Annotated in this window: 16 protein-coding genes; 8 read left to right on the top strand and 8 right to left on the bottom strand. The window is 44.4% G+C overall.

Annotated elements, in window-relative coordinates; all coding sequences use genetic code 11:
- Window positions 1-74 precede the first annotated feature (74 nt).
- Window positions 75-1,298, bottom strand: a complete 1,224-nt coding sequence (locus ABDD94_RS20170; RefSeq protein WP_345953732.1) for a glycosyltransferase N-terminal domain-containing protein — start codon at window positions 1,296-1,298, stop codon at window positions 75-77.
- Window positions 1,299-1,365: 67 nt separating this feature from the next.
- On the opposite strand from ABDD94_RS20170, the gene ABDD94_RS20165 reads away from it, so the two are divergent.
- The 4 genes from ABDD94_RS20165 (at window position 1,366) to rfbB (ending at window position 5,933) form a co-directional block, all read left to right on the top strand.
- The gene (locus ABDD94_RS20165) at window positions 1,366-2,682 is read left to right on the top strand and encodes a UDP-glucose/GDP-mannose dehydrogenase family protein (protein ID WP_345953731.1); all 1,317 of its coding nucleotides are present in this window, start codon (window positions 1,366-1,368) and stop codon (window positions 2,680-2,682) included.
- Between the two features lie 150 nt (window positions 2,683-2,832).
- A complete protein-coding gene (locus tag ABDD94_RS20160) occupies window positions 2,833-3,813 on the top strand; it encodes a UDP-glucuronic acid decarboxylase family protein (RefSeq protein ID WP_345952085.1) in 981 nt (326 codons plus the stop codon).
- 27 nt (window positions 3,814-3,840) lie between these two features.
- On the top strand, window positions 3,841-4,863 hold the full coding sequence (gene galE, locus ABDD94_RS20155) for a UDP-glucose 4-epimerase GalE (protein ID WP_345953730.1): 1,023 nt from the start codon (window positions 3,841-3,843) through the stop codon (window positions 4,861-4,863).
- Window positions 4,864-4,880: 17 nt separating this feature from the next.
- Window positions 4,881-5,933, top strand: a complete 1,053-nt coding sequence (gene rfbB, locus ABDD94_RS20150) for a dTDP-glucose 4,6-dehydratase (RefSeq protein WP_345953729.1) — start codon at window positions 4,881-4,883, stop codon at window positions 5,931-5,933.
- A gap of 194 nt (window positions 5,934-6,127) precedes the next feature.
- On the opposite strand, the gene ABDD94_RS20145 is transcribed toward rfbB, so the two are convergent.
- Window positions 6,128-7,225: a lipase family protein gene (locus ABDD94_RS20145; protein WP_345953728.1), complete on the bottom strand. Its 1,098-nt coding sequence runs from the start codon at window positions 7,223-7,225 to the stop codon at window positions 6,128-6,130.
- 243 nt (window positions 7,226-7,468) lie between these two features.
- On the opposite strand from ABDD94_RS20145, the gene ABDD94_RS20140 reads away from it, so the two are divergent.
- Window positions 7,469-8,212: a TlpA disulfide reductase family protein gene (locus ABDD94_RS20140; RefSeq protein WP_345953727.1), complete on the top strand. Its 744-nt coding sequence runs from the start codon at window positions 7,469-7,471 to the stop codon at window positions 8,210-8,212.
- 36 nt (window positions 8,213-8,248) lie between these two features.
- Here ABDD94_RS20140 and ABDD94_RS20135 read toward each other — a convergent pair whose 3' ends face one another.
- Complete coding sequence (locus ABDD94_RS20135; protein ID WP_345950306.1) at window positions 8,249-8,602, bottom strand: iron-sulfur cluster assembly accessory protein; 354 nt, start codon at window positions 8,600-8,602, stop codon at window positions 8,249-8,251.
- A 92-nt stretch (window positions 8,603-8,694) separates the two neighbouring features.
- Between ABDD94_RS20135 and ABDD94_RS20130 the strand changes: the two genes are divergently transcribed.
- Window positions 8,695-9,225: a hypothetical protein gene (locus ABDD94_RS20130; RefSeq protein WP_345953726.1), complete on the top strand. Its 531-nt coding sequence runs from the start codon at window positions 8,695-8,697 to the stop codon at window positions 9,223-9,225.
- A 490-nt stretch (window positions 9,226-9,715) separates the two neighbouring features.
- On the top strand, window positions 9,716-11,143 hold the full coding sequence (gene dnaA, locus ABDD94_RS20125) for a chromosomal replication initiator protein DnaA (RefSeq protein WP_345950308.1): 1,428 nt from the start codon (window positions 9,716-9,718) through the stop codon (window positions 11,141-11,143).
- A gap of 189 nt (window positions 11,144-11,332) precedes the next feature.
- Here the strand turns inward: dnaA and ABDD94_RS20120 are convergent, their stop codons facing one another.
- From ABDD94_RS20120 to ABDD94_RS20100, 5 genes are all read right to left on the bottom strand, one after another.
- Window positions 11,333-11,881 carry an NUDIX hydrolase gene (locus ABDD94_RS20120; protein WP_345953725.1) on the bottom strand — a complete coding sequence of 183 codons (549 nt, stop codon included), beginning with the start codon at window positions 11,879-11,881 and terminating at the stop codon, window positions 11,333-11,335.
- Window positions 11,874-12,284 (bottom strand): hypothetical protein, encoded by a 411-nt coding sequence (locus tag ABDD94_RS20115; protein WP_345950310.1) that lies wholly within the window; start codon window positions 12,282-12,284, stop codon window positions 11,874-11,876. Before ABDD94_RS20115 ends, ABDD94_RS20120 begins: the two co-directional genes overlap by 8 nt.
- Before the next feature lie 11 nt (window positions 12,285-12,295).
- On the bottom strand, window positions 12,296-13,093 hold the full coding sequence (locus ABDD94_RS20110; protein WP_345953724.1) for a TPM domain-containing protein: 798 nt from the start codon (window positions 13,091-13,093) through the stop codon (window positions 12,296-12,298).
- 18 nt (window positions 13,094-13,111) lie between these two features.
- Window positions 13,112-13,546, bottom strand: coding sequence for a TPM domain-containing protein (locus ABDD94_RS20105; protein ID WP_345953723.1), 435 nt, complete (start codon window positions 13,544-13,546; stop codon window positions 13,112-13,114).
- 114 nt (window positions 13,547-13,660) lie between these two features.
- The gene (locus ABDD94_RS20100; protein WP_345953722.1) at window positions 13,661-14,239 is read right to left on the bottom strand and encodes a LemA family protein; all 579 of its coding nucleotides are present in this window, start codon (window positions 14,237-14,239) and stop codon (window positions 13,661-13,663) included.
- Window positions 14,240-14,401: 162 nt separating this feature from the next.
- On the opposite strand from ABDD94_RS20100, the gene ABDD94_RS20095 reads away from it, so the two are divergent.
- Window positions 14,402-16,681, top strand: a complete 2,280-nt coding sequence (locus tag ABDD94_RS20095) for a GH92 family glycosyl hydrolase (protein WP_345955998.1) — start codon at window positions 14,402-14,404, stop codon at window positions 16,679-16,681.
- Window positions 16,682-16,758: the final 77 nt, after the last annotated feature.

Genomic DNA, 16,758 nt, shown 5'->3' with positions numbered 1-16,758 from the left:
TTCGGTAGAGTAGGGAGGAGTATAATAGGTTCGTTTATAATGCTTAGCAAACTGTGCCTCGGACGTAAGCTGTTTCAGCTCCTAATCTGAATATTCTTCATAATCATTTCTGTTGCACCTTTACTGTTAGCAACGTAGTTCTTGGCTGTTCTGCTGGCATGCGCCCAGTGGGCATTATCGCCTATGAGCTCATTTGCAATGTCAGTTAATTGTTGCTGATTATTGATACTAAACCCTGCTTTTAATTTTACCAGATCTCGTGCTTCTTTAAAGCGGGTGTAGTTAGGACCAAAGATAACAGGCAGGCCAAACGCAGCTGCCTCCAGCGTATTATGAATACCTACGCCAAAGCCACCACCAATATAAGCTATCTCCCCATATTGGTACAATGAAGACAGCATACCAATGTTGTCTATTATTAATGCCTGATAGGTTGACAACTCATTCTTCAACTCAGCAATTTGCGAAAAGCGGGCTGTTTTACCTTTTGGCAAAAGCTTTATTAAATTGTCAATCTTCTCGCTGGTAATTTCGTGGGGTGCAAAAATAAACTTCCAATCAGGGTGTGTGTTAAGTAGGGGTGCTATAATCGCCTCGTCTGGCGGCCAGGTACTACCGGCCACAAAAACCGAATGTCCGCTTTTAAATTGTTGAATTAGGGGTAGTGCTTTAGGGGTATTAACATTGGTCCATACGCGGTCAAACCGGGTGTCGCCGCTAACCAAAACATTGCTGATGCCTATAGTGCTTAATAGTTCCTTTGAAGCTTCGTCCTGCACAAACAGACAGGTAATCTTGCGTAGTATTTGCCTATGCAGGCTGCCGTAGCTTTTAAAGAATACTTGCTTTTGGCGAAAGATAGCCGAGATAACGTATAAAGGCACCTGCATGCTATGCAACTCGTTAAAATAATGATACCAGTATTCATACTTGGTAAATATTGCAGCAACAGGTTGTATGGCTGCTATAAACTCTTGAGCATTGCTGGCGGTATCTAACGGTAGATAATAAACCGCATCAGCCAATGGCGTGTTTTTCCTTATTTCGTAGCCCGATGGCGAAAAAAAAGTAACAACGATTGGATGCTCGGGATACAGCGTTTTTATAGCCTCCATAACAGGCCGCCCCTGCTCAAATTCACCTAACGAGGCAAAGTGAAACCAGATGTGGTTTTTAAGCGGAATGATTTTTTGACTGCGTCTTCCGTTTACCCAGGCTTTGGCCTTAGTGTTAAATAGAGATACAATTATTGCAAAGAAATAATAAAATCTTATGCCAATATTATATAGTATGAGCATTTAAAATGAAAGTCTTATATTCGTCAGGTATAAAAGTACAAATACGGCAACATAGTTTTTTAATTATATGAGAATAGCGGTAGTAGGGACAGGCTATGTGGGATTGGTAACGGGGACCTGTCTGGCAGAGACGGGCAATGAGGTGGTCTGCGTAGACATCAATGAAAAGAAGGTAGAGATGATGAAGGCAGGTCAGCTGCCCATCTATGAGCCAGGACTGGAGCTGTTATTTCACCGCAATATCGCTCAGGGCCGGCTGTCGTTCACCTCCAACCTGTCCGAAGGGATCGGGGAAGCCAAGATCATCTTTTTGGCCCTGCCCACCCCTCCGGGCGGCGACGGCGCAGCCGACCTCAGCTACGTGCTGGGTGCAGCCGGCGACATCGCCAAACTGCTGACCGATTATAAAGTGATCGTGACCAAATCAACCGTACCGGTGGGCACGGCAGATAAGGTAACGGCCGTTATGCAGCAGCATGCAGCACCCGGGGTGGAATATGCCGTGGTGAGCAACCCGGAGTTCTTAAGAGAAGGGGTAGCTGTGGAAGACTTTATGAAGCCCGACCGCGTAGTGGTAGGCACCTCTGATGAGCGTGCCCGCAAGCTCATGGGCGAGCTTTACGGGCCATACGTGCGCCAGGGTAACCCCATCATCTTTATGGATGAGCGGAGCTCAGAGCTTACCAAGTATGCGGCCAACTCGTTTCTGGCCACCAAGATCTCGTTTATGAACGAGATTGCCAATATGTGCGAGCTGGTAGGAGCGGACGTGGATATGGTGCGCAAAGGCATCGGGGCAGATGAACGCATCGGAAAACGCTTTTTGTTTGCCGGCATTGGCTACGGCGGCAGCTGCTTTCCTAAAGACGTACAGGCCCTGGCTAAATCAGCCCAGGAGAACCGCTACGACTTTAAGATCCTTAACTCGGTGATGGAAGTGAACGAGATCCAAAAGACGGTACTGACCGAAAAGGTAAAGAAATACTATAACGGTGAACTTGCCGGCAAGCATTTTGCCCTGTGGGGCCTGGCCTTTAAGCCCGAGACGGACGATATCCGCGAGGCACCGGCCCTGTACATCATCGATGCCCTGGTAGCAGCCGGCGCTACGGTAACCGCCTTTGACCCCGAGGGGATGAAGAACGTCGAGAACCTGATCGGTGATAAGATCAAGTATGCCGAAAACCAGTACGAAGCACTGGAGGGCGCTGATGCGCTGCTGATCGTGACCGAATGGTCACTGTTCCGCACGCCGGACTTTAACAAAGTAGAAAGCCTTTTGAAAGCCAAGGTGATCTTTGATGGGCGTAACCTGTACGACCTGGACAAGATGATCGACTGCGGCTTTTACTATAACTCTATTGGACGCAAGGAAGTGAAGTAAAAAGGAGTGAAGGGCTCTGAATGAGTGGCAGAGTGAATAAAGAAGCTCTGCCACCCGTGTTCAAACCCATTCAGCTAATCGTTGTTAAATATTCACATCCATCAATTCACTCACTCACGCATTCACTAACCAATAACAATGAACCAAGACATAAAAGGCAAAAGAGTACTCATTACCGGAGCGGCAGGCTTTCTGGGCTCGCACCTGTGCGACCGCTTTATCAAAGAAGGGTGCCGGGTGATCGGTATGGACAACCTCATTACGGGCGACCTGAAGAACATCGAGCATTTGTTCAAGCTTGAGCAGTTCGAGTTTTATAACCACGACGTATCCAAGTTTGTGCACATACCCGGGCATTTAGATTACATCCTGCACTTTGCCTCACCGGCAAGCCCGATCGATTATCTAAAGATCCCGATCCAGACGCTTAAGGTAGGCTCGCTGGGCACGCATAACCTTTTGGGACTGGCCCGGGCCAAAGGCGCCCGGATGCTGATCGCCTCCACCTCGGAGGTGTACGGCGACCCGAACGTAAACCCGCAGCCGGAGGAATACTGGGGCAACGTGAACCCGGTAGGACCAAGAGGCGTGTATGACGAGGCCAAGCGCTTCCAGGAAGCCATTACGATGGCCTACCACACCTTCCACGGGGTGGAGACCCGCATTGTTAGGATCTTTAACACCTACGGACCAAGGATGCGCCTGAACGACGGGCGGGTGCTGCCGGCTTTCATTGGCCAGGCCTTAAGAGGCGAGCCGCTGACCATGTTCGGTGACGGAAGCCAGACCAGGGCGTTCTGCTATGTGGATGACCTGGTGGAGGGCATTTACAGGTTGCTTTTGAGCGATTACGTGCAGCCGATGAACATTGGTAACCCCGATGAGATCACTATCAGGGAATTTGGAGAGGAGATCATCAAGCTGACCGGTACCAACCAGCAGCTCATCTCCAAGCCGCTGCCAACGGATGATCCGAAGCAAAGAAGGCCGGATATCACCAAGGCCAAAGCCATACTGGGCTGGGAGCCCAAGGTGTCACGCCAGGAAGGACTGAAGATCACCTACGAGTACTTCAAATCACTCCCCCAGCATATCATCGAACACAAAGAGTTCGACGCTTTCAATAAATAATTTTATTATTGTCAAAAAAGCATCACTATGAAAAAAATATTGGTAACGGGGGGATTAGGATTTATTGGTTCGCACACCGTAGTGGAGTTGGTAAATGCAGGTTATGAGCCTGTAATTATTGATGATTTATCTAACTCACACATCAGCATTTTAGACCAGCTAACAACTATATTAGGTTTTAAGCCGGTATTTCATCAGCTGGATTTGTGCGACGAGGCCGCTGTTAAAAACTTGGCTACCAGCGTGGCTGATGTAGAAGGAATAATTCACTTTGCTGCTTTCAAAGCAGTAGGCGAATCGGTACAGTATCCATTAAAATATTACCGTAACAATTTTTACTCGCTGCTTAACTTGCTTAACGCCTATTATGGTAAGCCGTTAAACTTTGTGTTTTCATCAAGCTGTACGGTTTATGGCCAGCCCGACCAATTGCCTGTAACTGAGAATGCGCCGGTTAAACCAGCTCAATCGCCTTATGGTAATACCAAACAAATAGCCGAGGAGATATTGCAGGATATGATCGCATCTGGCAGTAACTATAAAGTGGTATCGCTACGTTATTTTAACCCGGTTGGTGCGCATGAGTCGGCATTAATTGGTGAGTTACCTATTGGTGTTCCACAGAATTTAGTGCCTTTTATTACGCAAACAGCTATTGGCAAGCGGGAAAAGGTAACTGTGTTTGGTAATGATTACAACACACCTGATGGCAGTTGCATACGCGATTATATACACGTAGTAGATTTAGCGAAAGCACATGTGGCTGCGTTAAGATTGATGGAAGAAGAAAGTTTTAAAGGATACGATGTATTTAATATTGGCACGGGTAAAGGAACATCGGTACTGGAAATTGTAAATGCTTTTGAGCGTGCAACCGGTGTGAAATTTGCCTGGGAGATTGGTCCGCGCCGCGGTGGCGATGTGGAGCAGGTGTGGGGAGATGTAACAAAATCTGAGCAGGTACTTAAATGGCGTGCCGAACTGGACGTTGATACTATGATGGCTTCTGCATGGAAGTGGGAAAAAGCAATTGCTAGTAAACCCTTGTAAATATTTTAAGGTAAATCATGAAAAAAATTATTATTACCGGCGGGGCCGGCTTTATCGGTTCGCATGTGGTGCGCAGGTTTGTGAAGTTTCATCCGGAGTATGAGATCATTAACCTGGATAAACTTACCTATGCCGGTAATTTGGCCAACTTAAAAGATATTGAAAACGAGCCTAATTACAGATTTGTAAAAGGTGATATTGTTGATGCGCAGTTTATTGATGAGTTGTTTGCTGCAGAAAAACCGGATGCGGTTATTCACCTGGCTGCTGAGTCGCACGTTGACCGTTCAATTGCTAATCCGCTGGAGTTTGTAATGACGAATGTGGTAGGTACGGTAAACTTGCTTAATGCAGCCCGTTACCACTGGAAAGGCCGTTATGATGAGACCCGCTTTTACCATGTATCAACCGATGAGGTTTATGGCACTTTAGGTGAAGATGGTATGTTTACTGAAGAGACAGCCTATGATCCACATTCTCCATATTCGGCATCAAAAGCCAGCTCCGACCATATGGTGCGCGCTTACCAAGATACCTACGGTATGGATGCGGTTATTTCTAATTGCTCTAATAACTACGGGTCTTACCATTTTCCGGAAAAACTGATTCCACTTTCTATTCATAATATTAAGCAAAACAAGCCAATCCCTATTTATGGTAAAGGTGAAAATGTGCGCGACTGGTTATGGGTTGAAGATCATGCTCGTGCTATCGATGTGATCTTTCATAATGCCAAATCGGGCCAAACCTATAATATTGGCGGTCATAACGAGTGGAAGAACATTGACCTGATTAAGCTTTTGTGCGAAATTATGGACAAGAAGTTGGGGCGTGAGCCTGGAACATCGGCTCAGCTGATCACTTATGTAACCGACCGTGCAGGGCATGATTTGCGTTATGCCATTGATGCTACTAAATTGAAAAATGAATTAGGTTGGACACCAAGCATAACTTTTGAAGAAGGCCTGGAGAAAACTGTTGACTGGTATTTAAATAATGAAGGATGGTTAAATGATGTAACATCAGGCCATTATCAACAGTATTACGAGGAACAGTATACTAACCGCTAATTAGCGCATAAAGTAGCCCTTATTTTTTTAACTATAAAACATCCTGATGCAGGCCACACGGCCTGCATTTTTTGTTAAGCAACAAACTGTTATCTCGATCAGATTAGTGATAGCTTTTCAAGGACTTCTTGTTAGCACTCGAAACGACAATCAGTTTGTATACCAAAACCTATTAAAGCCCTATTCTTGAGATTCTAATGCGGGGCTAATTTGTATTCCTTCTCCGTTAAATAGTAATATGGCCAAAACATGTGGTGTGTAAATACATTTTTAGGATCATCAGGAAATTTCTTCCTGTAATCATCATCAGGCATTAAGATGACAGGAATGCCGCAACTGGTGTATTGGTTAGTTGGGGCATATGCCGGTTCTTTAAACTGGGGCAGGCTTTTCTTAATGAACTTGTAAACCATATGCCCAAGATATTTCTGGTTATTTTTTACCGACCTAACAGGTGGCTTACGTAGCCGGTTATAAACGTGTTTAATATATAGCTTCACAAAAAAGGACTGTTTCTGAATAGCTCCGCCAATATCTCCAAAAGGATTGGGCTGGGCAATGTCATCAAATGTTTGTATGGTAAAGGGTGTTTGCGGCCCCCAGTCGGCAGCGTTGATAACAGCAATACTCCAGCCGCCTCGGGTTAAGTAATCATAATCATATGCGTAATACAGATTGCCCGGTTTTGGAGGGGCACTGCAATAAGTCTTAAATACCATGTCGGCAGGAATGGTATTATGCAACTGTAGCCAGGCCAAATGCGAGCGCAACAGATAAGCAATAGCTGCGCCCTGGCTATGCCCCATAATGTATATGTTCTTAATTCCTTGCTTTTGATACAGCTTGTTAATTTGTTGTATAACACTGTTTGATATATTGGCCATACCCAGCAGCCAGCCTATATGTACAGCGGCTTTTGGGTGGTTAGCTAAATGATATTTAAATGTTGTGCTATCATTAATATGCAGCTGACCAATTGCAGGCACACTGGCCGCATAAAAGTTTTCCAACCAGCTTACCGCATCTGCCGTAGTGCCTCTAATGCTAATGATAGCTGTCTTGTTACTGCCATTAACCCAAAGTTCCCACCGGTTAAGCAGCGGGCCTACCGCCGAGCGGTAAGCCCTGCGGTAATGTTCCGGCCTTGGTGTTTGATCTCCTTTCAATGTATCGGTTTGCTGTCGGGATACGCTTAGTAACTCCAGGTACTCTTGCACATCAAAACCTGGTTTAAGCTGGGCATGTGTACTTAAGCTTGCAGCAATTAATACAATAATTAGAATATATTTCATTTGATGTTGTTTTATCGGCAATGGGTACGTGATGGAACCCGTAGCCAAACCCAATGCTAACTATCTAAACTGCACAACTATGTTTATGTTCTTTAGGCAGGCGCCGCAAATAACACAAATCTACATTAATACATTATTGCTATAACTGTGCTCTCATAAGTTGCTATGATGCAAAAGCTTAAAATGAATATAACTGTTTGGATATCAAAGATGCCGGGTGTATCTTGTAAAAAATCATATTGAATGAAAAAGCTTTTATTGCTGCTTACATTATTTCTTGGTTTACAGGTTGTGGTTGTTGCGCAAAGCAATAATAAGGCACCTGTACTTACCGAAAGTACGGTAGTTAGGGATGCAGATGGAACGGTATATCCAAGTTCGGTGTGGCGAAGGTTGTTAAGCACCGGAAGTTATACGATTAAAGCTTATCGCAAAAGCGCTGCTGATACGGTTACTTACGTGTTAAGCAGGCGTAGTGATGAAGAGAAAGAAGCAATGATAGCGCGCTTGCCCAAGCCAGCTGAAAGCACCGTATTTAAAACCGGCGAGCTGTTGAAGCATTTTAAGGATAAAGACATTAATGGCGAAAAGTTTGACACTAAAAAGCTGGCAGGTAAAGTAATTGTGCTTAACTTTTGGTTTATTAACTGTCCGCCTTGCCGACAGGAAATACCGGACCTGAACAAGCTGGTTGATGATTATAAAGACAACAAGGATGTTGTATTTATTGCAGTAGCTCTGGATGAAGCTTACCAGATAGAAGAGTTTATTAAACAACAGCCTTTTAACTACCATATTATTGAAAATGGCCGTTTCCTCGCTAATAGATTTGGACTGCACCTTTATCCTACCAATGTAATTGTTGATAAAGATGGTAAGATCGTGTTCTCGAGCGTTAGTTTCAATTTTGCAAATCCGCGATGGATGAAAAAAGCGATTGACGACGCGCTGGCAGCAGAGAAAACAAAACAGGCAGCGTCTGAATAAGAGCTGCCTGTTTTGCTTTATATATGGTATCGTTGCTTATACCGAGAATGACGTACCACAACCGCAGGTACTTTGCGCATTAGGGTTATTGAATACAAAACCGCGGGCATTTAAGCCATCCTGAAAATCAACCTGCATGCCGGCCAGGTACATGCCATGCGCTTTGTGCATGTATACCTTAATGCCATCAATCAGGAACTCTTTATCGCCTTCTTTTTTCTGATCAAATCCGAGTATGTAATTCATACCTGCGCAGCCACCTCCCTCAACGCCTACGCGCAAAGCAAAGTCATCGCTCAGCTCTTGCTGGTCTTTTAATTTCCTTATTTCTTTTGCGGCGCCTTCTGTAAAGCTAACCGGTGCAAGTTCAATATCAACAGCAGTGCTCATGTTATTTTAATTTAGCTATACAAATATAAGTTAAATTGCAGATTTTTGTGGCCGCCTGGTTATTTATGACCTGCCACTAACATAATAAAAACATGGTATTGTACGATATATTGCTTGATATTTTAAAATTAACCGTTGCCGGCGTGGGTGTAGTATTAGTAGCCTTTTACTTATTTAAGCCCTATATGGATAAAACGCAGCGGCTGCAGGTTTTGGAGTTAAAAAAAGCTGCCGATAATCAAACGCTTCCGTTAAGGTTGCAGGCTTATGAGCGTATTGTACTTTTTGTAGAGCGTATTAACCCGGCAAACTTATTGGTTCGGCTTAACGGTTCGGCTTATTCGGCTGCTGATTTGCTGCGGCTGGCCGTGCAGGAGGTAAATGATGAGTACCAGCATAACATAACCCAGCAGGTATATGTAAGTAGCCGGGCGTGGGCGGTTGTTAGGCGCCTTAAAGACGATACCATTGGTTTATTGAACGGAACCTTGCGCAGCTTGCCCGAAAACGCTACTGGTTTGGAGTTTAGCCGGGCTTTGCTTACCCACCTGAGTCAATTGGAGAATAACCCCTACGAGATAGCGGCCGGAATGATTCACAAAGATTTAGAGGAGCTGTTTTAAACTAGCCATGTACCCATTATTGCACTGCATTGTTCAACAGGCAATGCAGTGTATGGATAACCGTATACTTAAGGCGGTCGCCTTTTAACCAGCAGTTTAAAATTATTAAAGGGAAAATTTTATGGTGCCGAAAGTCAATTATTTACCATTTAATTGGTAATAAAATTGCTTTTATGGCTTGAGTATTGATGTTAAGCTGGTGCAACGCAAACGTCTAATTAGCGTTTTCTTTTTAAGAACAAACTTAATTTACGTTTTAAAAAATAAAACTTATAATTTATTAATTATGAGGTAGTTGCGTATTTCGAAAAGATGAATAAACGCCAGAAAACACGTGATGTGTGGCTGTTCATAGCATAAAAAAAGCGTCAATACAAATTTTAAATTTAATTTTTTAATCCGCTTTTTTTTCGAATATTCGGTGTTCCGTAGCGGTCTCAATGAAAGTGGAGCCTGGGGTTGGAAATCAGCATTTTATCTTTAAGATTATATGGAAATAACTTGTACTACTGTTTGGAATAGCTGCTTGCAGATTATTAAAGACAACATCCCGACCCAAAGTTTCAAGACTTGGTTCGAGCCTATCAAGGCTTTGAGGTTGGATGGCAGCGTGCTAACCATACAGGTACCAAGTTTATTTTTTTACGAATGGCTTGAAGAACATTACGTAGGTCTGCTTCGTAAAACCATTAAAAAGCAGCTGGGCGACGATGGCCGGCTGGAGTACAACATAGTGGTAGAGCAATCATCATCCAATAAGCCTTTTACAACCAATATGCCTTCAAATGGTAACGGTGCCGAGGCTAAGAATCAATCTATGCCGGTCCCTATTTCTTTAAACAAGGACATCAAAAACCCTTTTGTAATTCCTGGTTTAAAAAAATTACATGTAGATCCTCAGCTTAATCAGAATTATACCTTTGAAAACTTTGTTGAAGGTGATTGTAACCGTTTAGCCCGTTCGGCCGGTTACGCAGTAGCCGCAAAACCTGGTGGTACCTCTTTCAACCCGCTTATGATTTATGGCGGCGTAGGCTTAGGTAAAACCCACCTGGCACAAGCTATAGGTAACGAAATTAAACGTACGCTACCTGATAAATTGGTTTTGTACGTATCGTGCGAAAAATTTACGCAACAGTTTGTTGATGCCTTAAAGCATAATAACATTAACGACTTTGTTAATTTTTACCAGGCTATTGATGTGCTCATTATGGATGATGTGCACAACTTTGCCGGTAAGGAGAAAACGCAGGATTTTTTCTTCCATATATTTAACCACCTGCATCAATCAGGCAGGCAGCTTATAATCACTTCTGATAAAGCCCCTAAAGATCTGGCCGGTTTAGAAGAGCGCTTGTTGTCACGTTTTAAATGGGGCCTATCGGCCGATTTGCAAACGCCTGATCTGGAAACCCGCATGGCTATTCTGAAAAATAAAACTTATCAGGATGGTATTGAGTTGCCGGATGATGTAATTGAGTACGTTGCACACAATATTGATAACAACATTCGTGAGCTGGAAGGCGCCATGGTTTCTTTACTGGCACAATCAACCCTCATGCGTAAGGAGATTGACCTTAACCTGGCTAAGGCGATGCTCAAAAACTTTGTAAAAAATTCTGTTAAAGAAATTTCTATCGAATATATACAAAGCCTGGTTTGCGAGTACTTTGAGGTGCCGGTTGATATGGTGAAATCACAAACCCGTAAACGCGAGATTGTGCAGGCCCGTCAGATATCCATGTACTTGGCCAAAGCACACACTAAAAGTTCTCTGAAATCAATCGGTAACTTCTTTGGTGGCCGCGATCATTCTACCGTTATTTATGCCTGTCAAACCGTTGAGGATTTAATCGACACCGACAAGAAATTTAAAAGCTATGTAGCCGATATTCAGAAAAAACTGAAAATGGCTTAACACTAATACGTCGTTTACTAACCAATTATAACCCGGAGCCCTGCCATAATGTGCAGGGCTTTTCCTATTTAATGCAATACCTTACTTAAGGCCATTACTTGCGCATATAGGGCATTATTAATTTGTAAAACAAACGGATTAGAGTTGTGGGGGGTGCTTAACAGTTAAATTTACTTAGGCTTTTCGTTATCATAAAGCACCAAGCTTCATCAAGGCATAAAACAATGTACTACAATGAAGTGCCTGGGTTATTTTATTTTCGGATAGTAACTGCTTAACTTCATCAATAGTATATTCCTCTACTATTATTTGTTCTAGCTCATCCAAATGCTGGCCTTGCGTTTTCTTGCCGCCACGTGCCAGGTAGCAGTGCGTAATGTTATTAGCAGTTGATGGATTGGCATGCAATTTACAGAGCAATTCAAGGTCGTTAAATTCATAACCGGTTTCCTCCAGCAGTTCGCGTTTCATGCCATCAACGGGCGCTTCGCCCGTTTCAATTACTCCGCCTGGAATTTCCAACGATACCACGCCCGCTGCATGGCGATATTGCCGTACCAAAATAATTTTATTATCATCGGTAACGGCTACTGCATTGGCCCAGTCGGGGTATTCGAGTACGTAGTAAGAAGGTACAATCCGTCCATCGGGCATCTGGCATTGATCGGTACGCAGGGTAGCCCATGGCCCTTTATGTATATATTCGGATGATAGTACTTGCCACTTCAAATCAGGCATTGTGTTGTTTTAAATATTGTTGAATAATTTGCCTCTTGCCTATATTTTCAAACGATTGCCAGTGATGTTCTTTTTCCAGCAATTCAAATACCAGCAGTACTTTGTGAAGCTGGGCTATCACCGGTGTCTCAGCCTTAAACGGTTCCGCATGCATATAAAGCAATTGTGCTAAGGTGTCCAGCTTCTCGGCGTTAAAATTATTTCGTTTAAGCCACAGGTCAAAATCCTTTAGGTCTAATGCCAGTAGCTCCTCTGTTCTGATGTCAAAATCACTAAGCAGGGTATCGTCAAACACTTGTTTAAACTCATCCTCCTTGCCGGCCACGTTTTTAAGACCAAGCAATTTAGCTATCATTTGCGCCATACGTTGTGCCTCTTTGAGCAGATGATCTTTGCGGTACATAGCAATAAATTTTACCAGCTGCCGCTGCTGCCCCCACCGCCGAAACTACCGCCGCCAAAACCGCCAAATCCGCCGCCTCCGCCGGAGCTGCCACCGCCTGAGAAACCGCCCCAGCCGCCACTGCTTCGGCCACCGCCACCCAGCATATTGCCAGCTAAAAACCACCAGAACGGGCTTGCGCCACCACGCCTGCCTATAACTTGATTGCCACCGCCGCCACCACGGCTCCTAAAGATGAAGAAGAGAATAATAATGACAATAAAGATAATGATGCCAGCGTTGCCACCGCCATCACCCTGCCTGCGTTTTTTTGCTTTCGGTTCTGCCTTATACTCGCCTTTTATGGCTTGTACAAGATGATCTGTAGCTGCATCCAAACCAGCAAAATAGTTTTCCTGTCTGAAGTTAGGCTTTAAGTCATTTTGTATGATTTGCTGGGTAAGTGCGTCGGTTATGGCACCTTCTGCACCATAGCCGGTTTGTATAGTTACCTTGCGGTCACTCAAGGCAGCCAGCAATAGAACGCCGTTGTTTTTGTCTTTTTGCCCAATGCCCCATGCCCTGCCCAGCTTTACAGCATAATCGGCAATATCATAATCACCAACAGAGCGCATCAGCACCACCGCAATTTGAGTGGAGCTGGAATCATTAAAAGCTACCAGCTTATCTTCCAGCCTTTGCTTCTCATCGGCCGAAAGTGTGTTGGTGTAATCGGTAACCAGCGTAGTTGAACGCTCAGGCAATTGCTGCGCAAAGCCGGTAAGGCTTATGAGCATTATGCAAAGCAGGAACAAATATCTTTTAAGCATCGTAAGTTTAAATATAATTTATTCGCCGTCCATAAAAGCTATGTCATCCGATAGCTCATTCTTATCGCCGGTTTCATCAAACGGAAAGTATTGTTTAAGCTGCCGGCCGGCGCTGTCTATACCGGTAATGACGCCCTGCGCCAAGTTGCCTTGTTTAAAACAGTTCAGCATAGCCTCCTTGGTTTCATCCCAAAAATTATCGGGTACTGCCCGGTTTATACCACCATCGCCTATAATGGCAAACTTATGGTCTTGTGCAGCTAAATAAATAAGCACGCCATTGCGTAACTTGGTTTTATCCATGTCCAGCTTGTAAAAGTAAGTGGCTGCGCGGTCTAATGGATCCTCTGAGCAAGTGTTTTCGACTGCCACCCGTATTTCGCCTGATGTGTTTTTTTCAGCACGTTCAATAGCTTGCCTTATTAGCTGTTGCTCTTCCTCGTTAAATGCCATATGATGTGAGAATTAAGTGGTTAATTAGTTGAGTGGTTAATTATTGACGAAATTAAATCCGGTTTAGAGTGTAAACATGACTTAACTAATCAACACCTAACCACTCACTAAAAATTAAAACTGCACCTTAGGCGCGCTTTGGGCGTTGGCTTCGGCCTCAAAATAACCTTTTGGCGTAAAGCCAAACATTTTAGCTGTAAGGTTATTTGGGAAAGTACGCAGCTTGCTGTTGTAAGCTTGTACCGATGTGTTAAAATCCATGCGGGCTACGCTGATGCGGTTTTCAGTGCCTTCTAACTGGCCTTGTAAAGCAGTAAAGTTATCGTTAGCACGCAGGGTAGGATAGTTTTCTGAGGCAACCAGTAATCGGCCCAATGCAGTACTTAACTGGCCTTGTGCTTGTTGAAATTTCTGTACGTTTTCTGGCGTCAGTTTATCGGGGTCAACCTGTATTGATGTTGCTTTAGCGCGCGCTTCAGTTACTTCAACCAGCGTGCTTTTTTCAAAATTAGCAACACCTTTTACAGTTGCAACCAGGTTAGGTATTAAGTCGGCCCGGCGCTGGTACTGGCTTTGTACGGCTCCCCACTTGGCCTTGGTATCTTCATCAAGCTTTACCATACTATTATAACCACATGAACTAAATGACATGGCTACCGTAATAAACAGGATGGCTGAAAATAATTTTTTCATGTTTTGTCTTAAATTTTGTTTAAAGTTGATCTTTGGTAATTAGATTACAAACGCTGTACCGTTGTTACAAGTTTTACCATTAATGCCAATATGGCGAATATGTTTCATATCAGTTACTTAATAATTCAAATATAAAAAGTGAAAAAAGCCTGTCTGCCGGTAATACTGCTCTTAGCAAGCTGCCTGGCTACCTCTGCTCAAAATAGAATTACCGAAAAACTGGTGCCTTATGTAAAGCCCATTATAGGCACCCAGCGTATGGGGCACACTTATCCGGGAGCTACCGTGCCTTTTGGTATGGTGCAGTTAAGTCCCGAGACCGATAGTGTAGGCTATGAGCTGAATGGTAAATACAACCCTAAAGTTTATGAGTATTGTGCCGGCTATCAGTATGACGATAAAACCATAACCGGCTTTAGCCACACGCATTTCAGCGGTACCGGCCACTCTGATTTGGGCGATTTTTTAATAATGCCAACCGTAGGTGCTGTAAAATTAAACCCGGGTACAGCCGATAAACCCGGCAGTGGCTACCGTTCGCGTTTTTCGCACCAGAATGAGGTGAGCGAGGCGGGCTATTACAAGGTAAAGCTGGACGACCCCAATGTGTTAGCCGAGATGACTGCCAGTACACGTGTAGGCTTTCATCAGTATACCTTTCCGCAATCAGACCAGGCGCACATTGTATTTGACTTAACTGCGGGCATTTACAATTACACTGATAAAAACGTATGGACCTATGTACATGTGGTAAACGATACGCTGATAACCGGCTATCGCCAAACTAACGGTTGGGCCAAAAACCGGATATTGTATTTTGCTATGCGTTTCTCCAAGCCTTTTGTATCGCACGGGTTCCGTAACGAATCTACCCGGCAGGTTTATCGTGGCTTTTGGGGTAAATTTAACCAAACGCGTAACTTTCCGGAGATTGCCGGTCAGCGTATAAAGGCTTACTTCGATTTTAAAACTACCACCGGCGAGAAGGTGAAAATTAAAATGGCACTATCGCCGGTTAGTATGGAAGGCGCCTTGGCCAACATGCAGACTGAAGTACCTGGCTGGAATTTTGAACAGGTAAAAGCTGCCGCCCAGCAGCAGTGGGAAAGCGAGCTGCATAAAATTGTAATACAAAGCAACAGCCGCGCCACTAAAGAAAACTTTTATACAGCAGTGTACCACACCTTGATTAATCCGACCATTTATATGGATACTGACGGGCAGTACAAAGGGATTGACCAAAACGTGCACAAGGCCAACGGCTTTACTAACTATACCACCTTCTCGTTATGGGACACCTACCGGGCCCTGCATCCACTGTTTAATATTATAGCGCCCGAGCGTAATGCCGATATGGTAAAATCAATGCTGGCACATTATGAGCAAAGCCCCGAGCACATGCTGCCGGTATGGTCAAACTCCGGTAACGAGAATTGGTGCATGTCGGGCTATCACAGTGTATCGGTTGTGGCCGATGCTATTATTAAAGGTAACACCGCTGGTATTGATGTAAATAAAGCCTTGGAAGCTTGTGTTGCTACCGCCCGTCACCGCGATTACGAAGGCATTGGTTATTATATGGATAAAGGATATATACCTGATGAACGCAATGGTAACTCGGTATCCAGCACGCAGGAGTATGCTTACGACGATTGGTGTATAGCTCAATTAGCCAAAAAGTTAGGTAAACAGGATCTATACGAAGAGTTTAGCAAACGCGCCCAATACTACCGCAACGTTTACGACAAGGCATCGGGCTTTATGCGCCCGCGCTTGGAGAACGGCGCTTTCCGTGCGAAGTTTGACCCGCTGACTACCATTGGACAGGGCTTTATTGAAGGTAACGCCTGGAACTATACCCTGTTTGCACCGCATGATCCTAAAGGACTGATTGAATTGATGGGCGGCAATAAGCGCGTAGTGCCCTATTTGGACTCGCTATTTACCATGCACCTGCCCGATAAGTTTTTTGAAGAAACTGAAGACATAACCCGCGACGGCATTATTGGCAACTATGTGCACGGCAACGAGCCCTCGCATCATGTGGCCTACTTGTACAACTATACCAACCAGCCCTGGAAAACCCAGGAGCGCGTACGCATGATACTGCCTAAAATGTACAAACCCACCCCCGACGGCCTTGGCGGCAACGATGATACCGGCCAAATGAGCGCCTGGTTTATCTTTACCAACCTGGGTTTTTACCCTGTATCGCCGGGTAATGATGAGTATGCCTTAGGCAGTCCAGCAATCAATGGTGCTACCATCAACCTGCAAAACGGCAAAACGTTTACAGTGACGGTTAAGAACCAAAGTGATAAAAATGTATACGTACAAAAGGTGCTGCTGAACGGTAAACCACTAACTGGTTTGTCTATTAAGCATGCGGATATTATGAGTGGGGGAGAGCTGGTGTTTTACATGAGTAGCAAGCACAAGTAGCAAACGGTAATCAGTAGGCTTCCATTAATATGTCATTGCGAAGAGCGACAGCGACGTAGTAATCTCCGCTTGCTTGA

The organism is Mucilaginibacter sp. PAMB04168, from assembly GCF_039634365.2.
In the GTDB taxonomy this organism is placed as follows: domain Bacteria; phylum Bacteroidota; class Bacteroidia; order Sphingobacteriales; family Sphingobacteriaceae; genus Mucilaginibacter.
The sequence above is the reverse complement of the archived record's forward strand: the minus strand, read 5'-3'. Positions and strand labels throughout refer to the sequence as shown.

Coding starts and splice junctions, on each gene's coding strand:
- ABDD94_RS20170 (WP_345953732.1), bottom strand. CDS start 1,298: ATGCTCATACTATATAATATTGGCATAAGATTTTATTATTTCTTTGCA.
- ABDD94_RS20100 (WP_345953722.1), bottom strand. CDS start 14,239: ATGAAAAAATTATTTTCAGCCATCCTGTTTATTACGGTAGCCATGTCA.
- rfbB (WP_345953729.1), top strand. CDS start 4,881: ATGAAAAAAATTATTATTACCGGCGGGGCCGGCTTTATCGGTTCGCAT.
- ABDD94_RS20165 (WP_345953731.1), top strand. CDS start 1,366: ATGAGAATAGCGGTAGTAGGGACAGGCTATGTGGGATTGGTAACGGGG.
- ABDD94_RS20130 (WP_345953726.1), top strand. CDS start 8,695: ATGGTATTGTACGATATATTGCTTGATATTTTAAAATTAACCGTTGCC.
- ABDD94_RS20120 (WP_345953725.1), bottom strand. CDS start 11,881: ATGCCTGATTTGAAGTGGCAAGTACTATCATCCGAATATATACATAAA.
- ABDD94_RS20135 (WP_345950306.1), bottom strand. CDS start 8,602: ATGAGCACTGCTGTTGATATTGAACTTGCACCGGTTAGCTTTACAGAA.
- ABDD94_RS20115 (WP_345950310.1), bottom strand. CDS start 12,284: ATGTACCGCAAAGATCATCTGCTCAAAGAGGCACAACGTATGGCGCAA.
- galE (WP_345953730.1), top strand. CDS start 3,841: ATGAAAAAAATATTGGTAACGGGGGGATTAGGATTTATTGGTTCGCAC.
- ABDD94_RS20105 (WP_345953723.1), bottom strand. CDS start 13,546: ATGGCATTTAACGAGGAAGAGCAACAGCTAATAAGGCAAGCTATTGAA.
- ABDD94_RS20140 (WP_345953727.1), top strand. CDS start 7,469: ATGAAAAAGCTTTTATTGCTGCTTACATTATTTCTTGGTTTACAGGTT.
- ABDD94_RS20110 (WP_345953724.1), bottom strand. CDS start 13,093: ATGCTTAAAAGATATTTGTTCCTGCTTTGCATAATGCTCATAAGCCTT.
- ABDD94_RS20145 (WP_345953728.1), bottom strand. CDS start 7,225: ATGAAATATATTCTAATTATTGTATTAATTGCTGCAAGCTTAAGTACA.
- dnaA (WP_345950308.1), top strand. CDS start 9,716: ATGGAAATAACTTGTACTACTGTTTGGAATAGCTGCTTGCAGATTATT.